4 protein-coding genes are annotated in these 14,739 nt (G+C 63.8%); all 4 read left to right on the top strand.

Annotated features, from left to right (window positions below; genetic code table 11):
• Window positions 1-82: 82 nt before the first annotated feature.
• From PSH65_RS14700 to PSH65_RS14685, 4 genes are read left to right on the top strand one after another with little or no spacing between them, the layout of a single operon-like run.
• Window positions 83-9,187, top strand: coding sequence for a non-ribosomal peptide synthetase (locus PSH65_RS14700; RefSeq protein ID WP_305426722.1), 9,105 nt, complete (start codon window positions 83-85; stop codon window positions 9,185-9,187).
• Window positions 9,188-9,239: 52 nt separating this feature from the next.
• Entirely contained in the window at window positions 9,240-13,076 is a 3,837-nt protein-coding gene (locus tag PSH65_RS14695; protein ID WP_305426721.1) for an amino acid adenylation domain-containing protein, read from the top strand.
• The gene (locus PSH65_RS14690; protein WP_305426720.1) at window positions 13,073-14,593 is read left to right on the top strand and encodes a cyclic peptide export ABC transporter; all 1,521 of its coding nucleotides are present in this window, start codon (window positions 13,073-13,075) and stop codon (window positions 14,591-14,593) included. Before PSH65_RS14695 ends, PSH65_RS14690 begins: the two co-directional genes overlap by 4 nt.
• Window positions 14,572-14,718: a hypothetical protein gene (locus tag PSH65_RS14685; protein WP_305426719.1), complete on the top strand. Its 147-nt coding sequence runs from the start codon at window positions 14,572-14,574 to the stop codon at window positions 14,716-14,718. Before PSH65_RS14690 ends, PSH65_RS14685 begins: the two co-directional genes overlap by 22 nt.
• Window positions 14,719-14,739 lie beyond the last annotated feature (21 nt).

The raw sequence follows: 14,739 nt of genomic DNA, 5'->3' as shown, positions 1-14,739 counted from the left end.
GGTATCGACCTGTATTTGACTTCGGAGTGCGCCGTTCGCGGCGCACGTGCCTCCTCGTTTTTCTGGATTGAACACTGCTGCCATGCATGACCAAATCGAAAACATCTATTCGCTGACACCCCTGCAAAAAGGCCTGCTGTACCACGAGGCTTATGCGCCGGAGTCCCGGGTCTATTACCAGCAGATGAACATCGGGCTGGCCGGTGACCTCGACCTCAATGCTTTCCGTCAGGCCTGGCTGGCCTTGATGCAACGCCACGCGGTGTTGCGCACGGCGTTCCTCTGGGAAGAGCTGGACGACGCCTATCAGGTCATTCTCAAGGAAGTCGACTTGCCGCTGCGCGAAGTCGACTTGCGCGGCAACCCGCAAGGGCTGACGGCATTGGCGGCGGAAGATCACGCACAGGCTTTCGAGCTGGGCGCGGCCCCGCTGATGCGTTTGACCCTGGCGCGACTGGACGATGTGAACGGACAAGCGCAGTGGTCGCTGGTGTGGACCCACCATCACCTGTTGCTCGATGGCTGGAGCGTTGGTTCGTTGCTGGCGGACTGGCGCGATCTGTACCGCGCCGCACGACGCGGGCAAAACGCCGCGCTGGAGACCGTGCGTCCGTTCCAGGATTACGTGGCATACCTCAGCGAACGTCCTTCGGCCGATGAGTTCTGGCGCAGCCGTCTGGCAGACTTCGCCCACACCACCCGCATACCCGAATTGGACCCACGCGGTCTGCTTGTCGATCACGTGGAAGCGCACCTGCCCTGCACCGAGCATCAGCGTGTGCTGGATGCCGTCACCACCGCTCGCCTGACCAGCTTCGCCCGCGACAACAACCTGACCGTCAACACGTTGCTGCAAGCGGCTTACGCTTATCTGCTTGGCCGCCATAACGGCAGCGACGAAGCCCTGATCGGCGTCACTGTGGCCGGCCGTCCGCAGCGCCTGAGCGGTGTCGAGCGCATGGTCGGTCTGTTCATCAACACCTTGCCGTTGCGGGTGCGCTGGGACGATGCGCCAACCGTTGGTCAATGGCTGGCGGGCATCCAGGACTGGAACGCCGAGATGCGCGAACACGAACACACACCGCTGGCCAGTTTGCGGGCATTGACCGCGCTGCCGCCTGGTGGCGAGTTGTTTGAAGCGATCATGGTGTTCGAAAACTTCCCGTTCCCTCGGGAGCTCGATCAGATCGACGACGGTCTCGTCGGGTTGCCGGATGCCGAACACTCCGCGCCTTTGCGCCACACGGGTGGGCGCAACAACTACCCGATGTCGCTGATTGCTTCGATGGAAAGCGAATGCTTGCAGTTGCATCTGGTGCATCAGCGCAAACGCTTGTCCGATGCCGCTGGTGCGCGCCTGTTGCAGCAATTGGTGACGCTGATCGAGGAACTGAGCCGCGACGCCAATCGACCACTGACCGATGTACCGCTGTGCCCGCCGCAGGAACTGAGCCTGACTCGCACCTGGGGCAACGGTGCACCCCTCGAATTGCCTGAGGCTGCGCTGCATGAACTGATCGCCGCCCAGGCCCGCCGTCACCCCGAGCGTGAAGCCGTGCGCGACGCCAACGGCGCCTTGAGTTATGGCGAACTGCTTGAAGCTTCGACCGGACTGGCCAGCGCGTTGCGTCAGCGCGGCCTGCAACCGGGTGATCGCGTGGCGCTGGCCCTGCCCCGTTGCAACGACGCAGTGGTTTCGCTGCTGGCAGTGATGCAGGCCGGCGGCTGCTTCCTGCCGCTGGACCTCGGCCAACCGGCCTCGCGCCTGAGTGCGTTGATGGCCAGTGCCGAAGTGAACTTCATCATCGGCGCGCCGACCTTCGACACCGCCTCTGCACAAGTGATCGACGCCTCGGCTCGCGCCACCGGCATCGACCTGCCAGCGGTGGATCAACAGGCTTGCGCCTATGTGATCTACACCTCCGGCTCCACCGGTACGCCGAAAGGCGTGCGCCTGTCTCATCGCGCCATCGTCGCCTATGTCACTGGCATTCTCGCGGAATTGGGTTGCGCCGAGGCTGAACAACCGTGGCGCCATGCGCTGCTGTCGACCCTGGCGGCGGACCTCGGTTACACCCAGTTATTCGGCGCTCTGGTCAGCGGTGGCAGCCTTCTGCTGGTGGATGACGACACCCGTGCCGACCCGAACGCCCTGGCACAGTGCTTCGCCGAATTCACCCCGGATCTGGTCAAGCTCACCCCCAACCACCTGCACGGTTTGCTCGCCGCTCACCCCGACGCCAGCCTGCTGCCGCGCCGCGCCTTGTTACTCGGCGGCGAAGCACTGCAAGGTGCATTACTGGATACGATCCGGGCGCTGCGCCCGGAACTCGCGGTCTACAACCACTACGGCCCGACCGAAAGTGCCGTGGGCATTTGCCTGTCACGCATCGACTCGCCACTGGCCTGTGTGCAGCCGCTCGGCCATCCGCAACCGAACCGCCAACTGCGGGTCCTCGACAAACACGGTCACCCCGTGCCGGTCGGCGTGCCGGGCGAACTGTGGGTGGGCGGCGAAGGCCTGGCCATGGACTACCTCGGCGATCCAACGCAAACCGCCGCACGCTTCACGGCCATTGCCGACCTGCCCCGCGCCTACCGTACCGGTGACCGTGTGCGTTGGCTGGAATCCGGCGAACTGGCGTTCCTCGGGCGCGTCGACAACCAGATCAAGTTGCGCGGCTATCGCATCGAACTGGGCGAAGTCGAAGCACAGATCAAACGCCTGTCGAGCAACCTCCAGCAAGTGCTGGTGCGCGTGGTGCAACCGGCCAACGAGGCGCCACGCCTGGTCGCCTGGCTGGTGGCAAGCACCTCCATGTCCGCCGACAAGCTGCGCCATGACCTGGCCCTGCGCGTGCCGGATTACATGGTGCCGTCGGACTTCATCGCGCTGGATGCCATTCCGCTGAACGCCAACGGCAAACCGGACATCGCACGCCTGCCATTGCCCGATGCCCCGGCCAGCCAGGACAATTACGAGGCCCCGCGAGATGCGGTGGAAATCGCCTTCGCCGAGATCTGGCAGGATGTGTTGCGGGTCGAACGCGTGGGCATTCACGACAACTTCTTCGCCCTGGGCGGCGATTCGATTCTCAACCTGCAGATCATCGCTCGCGCCCACCAGCGCGGCATGAAGCTGACGCCCAAGCAGTTGTTCGAAAACCGCACCATCGCCGAAATTTCTGCGGTGATCAGCCAAGGGGCGAACTACAGCCGCGATACGTCCAGTGCTGCGCGCAATGTGCCGCTGACACCAGGTCAGCACGCTCGGCTCGAAGCCGGCCCACTGACAGCGGACTGGCGCTGCGTGGCCATGAATGCACCGATCACCGTCGAGGTGTTGAACCGCGCCGTGTTGGCCCTGCAACAGCAACACCGTGCGCTGCAACTGGGTCTGGCCCGGCAGGCGGACGGCACTTGGGCGCAAACCCTGCCCGCCACGCCTAAACCGGTCAGCGCCAGCCGTCAGCCACTGAACCTCGATGACTCGAACGCATTGACCGAACTGGCCGAAACCACCCTGGCCGGGCTGGATCACGCGGCGGGCGAAGGCTGGCATGCCTGTCTTTCGGAACAGGGCGACGCTGTGCTGTTGGTGAGCCATGCACTGCGCCTGGATGCGGCCTCCTGGGCATTACTGATGACGGACTTGACGCTGGCCGTGGCTCAAGCGCAATACGACCGTGCGATCGAGTTGCCGCGTCACGGCGGCAATCTGGATGAATGGGCCGAGCATCAGAACAGCTACGCAGCCGATGAAGACGGGCTGGAATCGGCCTGGGAATACTGGCTGCAATACGCTGGCGAAACCCTGCCACCAACCCCGCCGCAGAACACCGTGGCAACTGAAACCCGCGTGCAGATCCCGGCGCCGCTCAACGCTCGCCTGAACCTGCTGCAACGGCGCAGCCATGCGCCCTGGGCCTCGTTGGTCGCCACAGCAGTCGCTGCGGAGCTGGCGCAGCAAAGTGCCGGGCAAGATGTTTGGCTGAGCCTGGATCGCGGCCGCTGCGAGCGCGCACGCCTGCCGCTCACCAGCCCCCTGAGCCGCACCGATTTCAACCCGGCCACGGTGATCGGTGCCCTGAGCCACGCGGTCCCCCTGCGTCTGACCGTGACACCTTGCGCCAGCGCTGCGCAGTTGCTCGCACAGGTCGATGCGCAACTGGCCGCCGCACCGCACGCCGGTGACGATTACGGTGTGCTGCGTTACCTCGCTGATAACGACTACCTGCGTGATCCCCTGCTGAGCCTGCCGCAGCCGACGGTGCATATCATCATGGCCGGCGAATGGCAGGCATCCGAAGGACCGCTGGGCGAGGTCATTGCCGCCAGCGCGCCTACTGATGCTGCCGGGGTGACCGTGTCTGTCAGCCTGCAACAAGGTCAGTTGCAGATCGATTGCCGTGGTCCGGGCGCCGAACGCTGGGCCGAGGCGCTGGAACAGCGTCTGAACTTGCTGGCCGCCGACGCCGAGCAAGCCATTCCCGGCGCTCATACGTTCCCGTTGTGCCACGCAGCCGGACACGACCTCACAACCCTGGGCGCACACTTCGACTGGGCCGGCATCGATGACTTGCTGCCCCTGTCGCCAATGCAGGAAGGCATGCTGCTGCACACCCTGCTGCGTCCCAACAGCGGCATTTATCTGATGCAGCAACGTTATCGCTGGGACGGCGAACTGGACCGCACCGCCATCGAATACGCCTGGGAGCAACAACTGGCCCGGCACCCGATGCTGCGCACCGGTTTCTGGTGGCAAGACGGCAAGGCCGCGCTGCAATGCGTCTACCACGAGACCGACCCGGCATTCGCCTGGTACGACTGGCGTGGCCTCGACGTAGCCGCTCGCCAGCGCCAACTGGACGCGGTGCTGGACGCCGAATGCCGTCAGGGTTTCGACATGCGTCGCCCGCCGCTGACCTTCCTTCGGGTGTTCCAGGTGGCCGATCAGGAATTCCTGATCGTGCGCAGCTTCCATCACATTCTGACCGATGCCTGGTGCTTCGGTCTGTTGATGGCCGACCTGTTCGCCCACTACCAGGCGCGGGTACTGGGTCAGCCCGTGGCCCGTCCGTTACTGCCATCGTTCAGCAACTACATCCATTGGCTGCAATGCCAGGATACGTCCGTTACCGAACAGTTCTGGACCCGCGAACTGGCCGGTTTCAGCGCGCCGACGCCGCTGGTGGTGGATCGCCCGGCCGTCACCGAGCAAGCAGTCGAAGCGGTGGCCAACCTTGACGTCACCCTGTCGATTGCCGACACCCGCGCACTGACCGCCTTGTGCCAACAGCACCAACTCACGCCCAACACCTGGATTCAGGGCGCCTGGGCGTTGCTGTTGTCGCGCTACAGCGGCAGCGACGACGTGCTGTTCGGCGTCACGGTGTCGGGCCGTCCGACCGATTTGCCGGGCGTGGAAGACATTGTCGGGCTGTTCATCAACAGCCTGCCGCTGCGGGTCAAGGTTGACGACTCACAATGCGTGGTGCCGTGGCTGCAAGCGCTGTTCGCCCATAACTTCGAGTTGCGTGCCTACGAACATGCGCCGCTGGTGGACATTCAACGCTGGAGTGAAATCGAGCACGGTCGTTCGCTGTTCGACAGCCTGGTGGTGTTCGAAAACGCCCCCTTCGATGCCGGCCTGTCGGATCGTCAGGTGGACTTCAACGTCGACATCTATGAAGACCGCGTGCACACCAACTACCCGATGACCGTGGTGCTTTACCCGGGTGATCGTCTGGGCATTCGCCTGACCTACGATGCCGCGCGTTTTGACGCCGACACCGTGCAGCGCATGCTCGGCCACCTGCGTCAGTTGCTGACGCAAATGGTTGCCCAGCCTGACGCACCACTGAGCTCGTTGTCGCTGCTCACGCCCGAGGAACGCCAGACCCTGCTGGTGGACTGGAACCGCAGTGAGCTCGAGTTCCCGCTGGACCAGACCTACGCCGAGCTGTTCGCCCGGCAAGTGGCGATGCATCCGCAACGCATCGCTGCCGTATGTGGCGCCGACAGCCTGAGCTACGCCGAGCTGGATCAGCGCTCGAACCGCCTGGCCCGTGCGCTGATCGAAACCGGCGCGGGTCGTGACACCCTGGTGGCCCTGGCCGGTGAACGCGGCCTGCCGCTGCTGAGCATGATGATCGCCGTGCTCAAGGCTGGCGCAGCCTATTTGCCGTTGGACATCAAGCATCCGCCACAGCGCCTGAGCGAGATTCTCGAACTGTCCGGGGCAACGATTCTGTTGACCAGTGAAAGTGCCGACGCGGTCATCGACCCGGCACTGGCCGCGTGCGCTGAGACACCGCGACGCCTGCGCACCGAAACCCTGTGGCTGGCCGGTGACGCAACACCACTGCTGATGGCGGGCAGCCCTGACGACCTGGCCTATGTGATATTCACCTCGGGTTCCACCGGCATGCCCAAAGGCGCGATGGTCGAGCAACGGGGCATGCTCAACAACATCTTTGGCAAGGTGCCGACGCTGGGCCTGTCAAGCGCGGACCGGATTGCCCAGACCGCTTCCCCGGCGTTCGACATTTCGGTCTGGCAGTTCCTCGCCGCGCCGATCCTCGGCGCCACCGTGCATATCTTGCCGGACGTGATTGCCCACGACCCCGAGCGCCTGCTGGAAGCGCTGGAGAACGAACAACTGTCGGTGCTCGAAGCCGTGCCGACGATGATCCGCGCCCTGCTCGACCTCGCCCATACCGACACGCAACTGTCGGCACTGCGCTGGCTGCTGCCGACCGGTGAAGCCCTGCCGCCGGTATTGGCTCAGGCATGGCTGAGCCGCTTTGCCCATGTGCCGTTGATGAATGCCTACGGCCCGGCGGAGTGTTCGGACGACGTGGCTTTCCACCCGCTGACCAGCGTGCCGAGCGAAGGCGGCAACGCGATGCCAATTGGCCGGCCGACCGCCAACAACCATCTGTACCTGGTGGACGCAGCATTGCGTCCGGTGCCGGTGGGCGTACCGGGGGAAATCTGCGTCGGTGGCGTCGGCGTCGGTCGTGGTTACCTGAACGATCCGGAGAAAACCCAGGCCGCGTTCGTCGCGCACCCGTTCGAACCCGGCGCGCGTTTCTACCGTACCGGTGACCTGGGGCGCTGGCGTGCAGACGGGGTGATCGAGTTCCTCGGTCGCCGCGACCAGCAGGTGAAAATTCGTGGTCACCGTATCGAACTGGGAGAAATCGAAGATCACCTCGGTCGTCATCCCGCGGTGCAAGCGGTGGTCGTGATCGTCAACGCCGACCAGCGTGGCGACCTGCAACTGGTCGCCTACTGGACCGGCGACGACACACCGGTGGCCGAACTGCGCGAGTGGCTGAGCCAACGCCTGCCGTCGTACATGGTGCCGGCCCATTGGCAACAGCTGGAGGCATTGCCGCAGAACGCCAACGGCAAGGTCGACCGCAAACTGCTGACCGCACGGACGCTGGACAACTGTGACCAGAGTCTTCGACGCTCGCTGAGCACAGAGACCGAGCAGCAACTGGGCGCGATCTGGGCCCAGATTCTCAACGTGGCGGCGATCGGCGCCGACGACAACTTCTTCGCCCTCGGCGGGCACTCGTTGCTGGCAACGCTGGTGGTTTCGCGGATCCGCAGCCAGCTCGCGGTGGACCTGCCGCTGCGTGCGGTGTTCGATCACCCGGTACTGGAAAACCTGGCGCGCGCCATCGACGGCGCGCGCTTGCAGGCAACGCCTATGGCCCTGCCTTCGATTACTCGGGCAGACCGTTCGCAGCCGTTGCCGCTGTCGTTTGCCCAACAGCGTCTGTGGTTCCTGGAGCAGTTGAACCCTGGCTCCAGCGGCTTCAATATTCCGTTCGCCCTGACCTTGACCGGGGCACTGAATGTCGAAGCCCTGCGCCTGGCGTTCGAGCAGTTGATCGCCCGTCATGAGGTGCTGCGCAGCACCGTGCACAGCGATCACGGTGAACCCTGGCAGCGGATCGAAGCGGCGCAGGAATTTGCTCTGCCGGTCACCGATCTGCAGCATGTCTCGGCACAGGAACAGGAACCGGCCATCCAGGTGCAATTGGCTGAGGTCTTCGGCCAGCCGTTCGACTTGACCCAGGCGCCGTTGATTCGTGCACGATTGCTGCAACTGGACGCGCAGACCCACGTACTGGCCATCGCCATGCACCACATTGCCGTGGACGCCTGGTCCATTGCACAACTGGTGGATCAACTGGCCACGGACTACACCGGTTTTGGCACCGCCGCTGCCCGCATCGCCCCCCCGACCCTGCAATACGCTGACTTCGCCGTGTGGCAACGCACGCACCTGCCGGGTCCGGTCTGGCAGCAACAACTGGCCTATTGGCGCCAGCAGTTGCAAGCCAGCCCGGCGCCGCTGTTGTTGCCGGGCGCTCAGACCCGCGAGCATGGCGGTTGTGCACGTCATCGCAGTCGCCTGCCCGCATCGCTGGCCCGGGCCATCGGCGAGTTGGCGGCGGCCCGCGAGGCTTCGCCGTTCATGCTGTTGCACAGTGCGCTGAACGTGTTGCTGCATCAGCAGACCGGACGTGAAGACCTGCTGGTGGGCACCGACATCGCCAACCGTCATCAGCAACAGACCGAAGACATGGTTGGCTTCTTCGTCAACCAGTTGGTGCTGCGTTGCCGCGTGACGCCCGAGCAGACATTTGATGAACTGCTGAGCGATGCCCGACGTGTGGCGCTGGATGCCTTTGCCCATCAGGACTTGCCGTTCGATGCGCTGGTAGCCGACCTGCTGCCGCAGCGGGACGCGCGGTACACACCGTTCTTCCAGGTCAAACTGGTGGTGCAGAACACCCGTCAACAGGACCTGCAATTGCCAGGTCTGGCGATCAGCGAGCGAGCGCTGGAGCCACAGGCTTCGGATGTGGACCTGCTGATCAATGTCGTGGATGACGGCGAAGGGCTTTTGGTGGTGTACGACTACGACACCGGGCGTTACGCCAGTGCCTACATCGAACTGCTCGACAGCCTGTTCGTCTGCCTGCTGGAGCAACTCGCCCTGGACGCCGACACCAGCGTCGCCCAGTTGCTGCAGCCACTCAATCAACTGCAACAGACCCGTCGCGACCAGGCTCAAGCCGCGCTGCGTGAAGCCGGCAGCGCGCGTCAGAGCACCCTGGGCCAAGCCCGTCGCCGCAGTGTCGTGAAGGATGCCGAACAATGATGGTCATCGGCCAATTGACGCTCATGTCCCACTTTTCTGTACAGGTCTCAGCATGACTCAGACTCACGAAAACACGCCATTGGAAGGCTTTGAACTGTCGCCACAACAGGCTCACCTGTGGCGCCTGCAACAAACCCGCCTGGCACCGACAGCACAGCGGGCCACGCTGCGCATTCGCAGTGAACAACCGCTGGACAGTGCACGGCTGAACACCAGTTTGCTGGCGCTGATGCAACGCCACGAAATTCTGCGCACCCGTTACCCGCAACTGCCGGGGCTGTCGCTGCCGATGCAGGTGATCGACGATTCGACCGCTGATTTGCAGGCGTTGGGAATTGAACTACAACTGGACGTCGATGGCAGATCAGCAACGCTTCATTTGCCAGCGCTGCATCTGGACAGCACCAGCCTGGGCTACCTCGGCGAAGAGTGGGCGCTGGGCTACTTGCAAGCGGCGCCACAAGAGCCGCCGCTGCAATACGCCGACTACGCTGCCTGGCGCCTGGAGTCGGTGGACGACGAACAGAGCCGGCGGTTCTGGGATGAGCAATTCAGCGCGGTGGTTGTGGATGTGCCGTTGCCCTGGCAGCGCCAGAACACAGCGCCATCCGCGCCTATCGAATTGGGCCGGGTGCAACTGCCACTCGACGGCGCGACCCTGCAACGCCTCGATCAGCAAGCGATCCGCCTCTGTGTCAGCAGCGGCACTGTCGTGCTCGCCGCCTGGGTCACCTTGTGGCAACGCTACAGCGAAGCCGAACGCCTGACGCTCGCCTACGAGAACCAGGCCCGTCCGGATGTGCTGGGCGATGCCCTCGGCCTGTTTTGCGAACCGTTGCCGCTGACCCTCGACACCGCGCCCGAGCTGTCGTTTGCCGCGCTGTGCCAGCAACTGACCGAGCGCGTCGGCCTGCTCAACGATGCCCGGGACAGCTACCCAAGCCACTTGAGCAACGTGCCGTTGTTATCGGACGTGGGCTTTCGCGAACTCTCGATGACGCCGCACAGTGCCCTGAACGATGCCGGTTGGCAGATCGAACAGGCTGACAGTGTCAGCGCCGGTTGCGCGCTGCTGTTGCAGTATCAGCCGCGCTCAGCCAGTGGTTTGTCACTGCATTTTGATGCCGCGCTTTACACCTCGGCCCATGTCGAGATCCTCGCCGAGCAACTGCTGAGCGTGATCGAGCACAGTTTACGTGAGCCGTCCGCCAGCCTGAGTCGCATGGCGACTTGCAGTGCCGCCGAGCAACAACGGGTGACCGCCGCACTGGCTGCTTCGCCCACCCTGAGCGCGGCGCAAGAACAGCTTTATGCCGCCACCTTCGCCCTGCCCAACCTGGCCGCCTGCTTCGCTCAGGGCTCGACCACCAACGCCCAACGCCCGGCAGTGACCGGCCCGAGCGGCACCTTGAGCCACGCCGAGCTGGATCAGCGTGTCAGTGCGCTTACCCGGCAACTGCTCGCCCAAGGCCTGGAACCCGGCGCGCGGATTGCACACTTCCTGCCGCGGGACATCGATGCGGTGGTGGCGCTGGTGGCGATTCTGCGCGCTGGAGCCTGCTACGTACCGATCGATCCGGCCTACCCGACCGAGCGCATCGAACATATTCTGCGCGACAGCCAGGCCCGTCTGGTGCTGACCCACCGCGCCCGCGTGCAAGACCTGCCGGCGGACTGGCAGCCGAGTGCGCTGGCGATCGATCAAGCGATGCCGGCAGTGCCGTTACAGAACGAGCCGAAAATCTCGCGAGACCAACCGGCCTACCTGATCTACACCTCGGGCAGTACCGGCCAGCCCAAAGGCGTGGTCATCAGCCATGCCAACGCCCTGCATTCCCTGGCGGCGCGGCTTGCGGGGTATCCGCAGCCGGTGCAACGCTTCCTGTTGCTGTCGTCGTTCGCCTTCGACAGCTCCATCGCCGGGCTGTTCTGGAGCCTGGCCCAAGGCGGTTGCCTGCACCTGGCCAGCGAAACCGAACAGAAAGATCCGCTGCAACTGGCCCGGTTGATCCGCAACCACGGCGTGTCGCACCTGTTGGCGCTGCCTTCGCTTTACGCATTGTTGCTGGACGAACTGGGCGACAGCCCGAGCCCGCTGAACACCGCGATTGTCGCCGGTGAAAGCTGCCCGCCAGCGCTGGTCGACAGCCACTATCGTCGCCAACCCGACGCGCAGCTGTACAACGAATACGGACCGACGGAAGCCTCGGTGTGGAGCACCGTCGCCCTCTGCCAGCCCGATCAGGACGCGGGTTCCGTACCCATCGGTCGCGCCATCGCCCACACCCGGGTGTACCTGCTCGACAGCGACGGCGCACCCGTGGCCCGGGGACTCAAAGGTGAAATCCACCTTGCCGGACCAGGATTGTCCGAAGGTTATCTGGGCCTGCCGCAGATGAGCGCCGAGAAATTCATCCGGGCCAGTCATCCCGCTCTCGACGGCCAACGTCTGTACCGCACCGGCGATTTCGCCTGGCAAGATCTGGACGGGCAACTGGTGTTCCTCGGACGTACGGACTCGCAGATAAAACTGCGCGGTTACCGCATCGAGCTGGGCGAAATCGAAACTGCGCTGTGCAGCGTCAGCGGCGCAAGACTGGCTGTGGTCTTGCTGGACACCACCCAAGCCGAACCGGGCTTGCGTGCCTTCGTTGAATCGGCCTCTGAGGTTCAAGCCAACGCTGTGCGTGAGTCCCTGGCGACCCTGTTGCCGGCGCACATGATTCCCGCCGACATCCAGTGGCTGGCGCAACTGCCGCGCACCGCCAATGGCAAGGTCGACCATCGTGCCTTGCTGGCCCGGGTGCCGAACCGCAGCCTCGCGGCTTACGCGGCGCCCGAAGGTCATGTCGAACAGGTGCTCGCGGCGGTCTGGCAAGAACTGCTGGAGGCCGAAGTGATCGGTCGTCACGACGACTTTTTCGCCCTCGGTGGCCATTCCTTGCTGGTGGTGCGCATGACCGCAAGGCTGCGTGCCATGCTCGGTATTGAAGTGCCGGTCAACGTGATCTTCCAGCACCCGACGCTGATCCGGCTCGCCGAGCAGATCACCGAGCCGCACAATCGCTCAGCCGTCATCACCTTGCAGGCCGGCGAAGCAGGACAGGTGCCGCTGTTCTGCCTGCACCAGCCGGCGGGCGGGGTTCATCACTATCTGCCGATGGTCGCCGGGCTGCCGAAAGCGATGCCGGTGTATGGCATTGCGTTGTCCGAGTCGCTGCGTAATCAAGACCTCGTCGCATTGGCCAGCGAATACTTGCCGCAGATCCAGCAGGTTCAGGCGCAAGGTCCGTATCGTCTGGGCGGTTGGTCCATGGGCGGATTGCTCGCGCTGGAACTGACCCGGCAACTGGAAGCGCTAGGGCAAACAGTTGAGTGGCTTGGGTTGTTCGACAGCACGTTTCACGCCGAGGACGAAACACTGGCGTGGGAAGCGCTGTTGGCGATCGTACAACAAGAGCTGAGCAGCGACAGTCGCCAGCGCCTGGCCGCACTCGCCCCGGAACGTTTGACGGAGCTGCGCACGGCCTCTGCCGAGCTGGGTCGCGTGGAGCAATTGCGTTTCGCCTTGCTGCAATGGTCGACTGCCAACGGCCTGAGCCTCAACGCACCGCAAGACTACGTCGAGCAGACCTTGAATGTGATGGCCGACGCGCGTCGTTGGGTCAACGGCTATTCAGTGCCCACAGTGCGTGCCACCCTGCACCTGTGGTGGGCCGGACAGACCCTCGTCGAGCGCCCGACCCTGCCTGCGCAGTGGGACGCGATCAGCCAGCGAACCTGTCATCATCAGGTCGCCGCCGATCACGACACGATCCTCGGGCAGCCTGCCTTCCATGAACAACTCACCAAGTCGCTGGCCATGGCCTCGACGGAAACCGTCGCATGAATTTGATTCTTTATCTTTACCGCCAATCGGCACGCCTGTTGGCATTGGCCTCGATCACCGGTGCACTGGGCGGTCTGGCCAGTGCGGGACTGGTGATTCTGATCAACCGCGGGCTGGCCAACCCGCAGCAATTGCCGGAACTGGCCCTGGGGTTTTTCGGGCTGTGCGCCGGCATGCTGCTGAGCAAACTTTGTTCGGAACTGTCGCTGCTGCACCTGACCCAAAGCGCCATTTTCCAGATGCGCATCGACCTCTCGCGCAAGCTGCTCGCCACCCCGCTCAAACGCCTGCAAGGCATGGGCAAACACCGTTTGCTGGTGATCCTCACCGAAGACGTACACACCTTTACCGCCGCGTTCGAGTGGGTGCCGCTGCTGTTCGTCAACGCTGTGGTGACGTTGGCGTGCTTCGCCTATCTGGCCTGGTTGTCGTGGTCGTTGCTGTTGATTCTGGCGTTGTTCCTGCTGGTCGGTTTGATCGCGTTTCACTTGGCTGAACGGGGCCCGTTAAGCCATCTGGAGCGGGTGCGCCAACAGAAGGACGTGCTTTATCAGCACTTTCGCAGCCTGATCGAGGGCAGCAAGGAGTTGCAACTGAGCAACGCCCGCGGCGAAGCCTTCGTCGAGCGCGTCATCCGTCCGGGCGCCGATGAGTTTCGTGTGCGGTTCCTGCGCGGCATGGCCGGGTATTCGGTGGTGGCCAACCTGGGCACGCTGCTGTTCTACCTCAACCTCGGCGTGCTGCTGTTTGTCGTACCGTTCTGGCTGCCGCAATCGATTACCGTGCTGACCAGTTTCACCGTGACATTGCTGTATCTGGTGCGGCCGATTTCCGACCTGATGATCGCCCTGCCCTCGCTGCGTCAGGCCAGCATCGCCCTGAACCGCATTCGCCAACTGGACGCCGAGCTGAGCACCGAAGCCCAGGCTGCCGCGCCGGTCGGTAACCTGTTCGCCAAGGAAGGCCCGATGCGCCTGTTGCTCAATGGTGTGTGCCACCGCTACCCCGGCGAACATGAGGATCATCCCTTCATGCTCGGGCCAGTGGACTTGACGCTGGAACAGGGTGAGCTGGTGTTTGTGGTCGGCGGCAACGGCAGTGGCAAGACCACGCTATCCATGCTGATGCTCGGGCTGTATGCGCCGGAAGCCGGCTGTGTGGTGCTCAACGGCGTGGAAGTGGACGACGACAACCGCGAGCAATACCGCCAGCACTTCGCCGCCGTGTTTGCCGATTTCCACCTGTTCGAACATTTGCTGGGCGACGACGGACCGGACGCCGAGCACCGCACCGCTGAAGCGACGCGTTATGTAAAAGCCTTGGGGCTGGGGCATAAAGTCAGCATCGTCGACGATCGCTTTTCCACCGTGGATCTGTCCACGGGCCAACGCAAGCGACTGGCGCTGGTGTCGCGGCGTATCTGGACGACAAGCCGTTTTATCTGTTCGACGAATGGGCCGCCGACCAGGATCCGACCTTCAAGCGAGTGTTCTACATGGAGCTGTTGCCGGAGTTGAAAGCCCGGGGCAAGACCGTGATCGTGATCACTCACGACGACGCTTACTTCCAGCAGGCCGACCGGGTATTGAAAGTCGAGAACGGCCGCCTGACTCAGGTCCAGGCCGACGCGGCTTATGCCTGATGAGAGGCGGTGATGTCAGCG

The organism is Pseudomonas sp. FP603 (assembly GCF_030687415.1).
In the GTDB taxonomy this organism is placed as follows: domain Bacteria; phylum Pseudomonadota; class Gammaproteobacteria; order Pseudomonadales; family Pseudomonadaceae; genus Aquipseudomonas; species Aquipseudomonas wuhanensis.
Note: the sequence above shows the minus strand (reverse complement) of the source record. Positions and strands in the feature narration are given on the sequence as shown.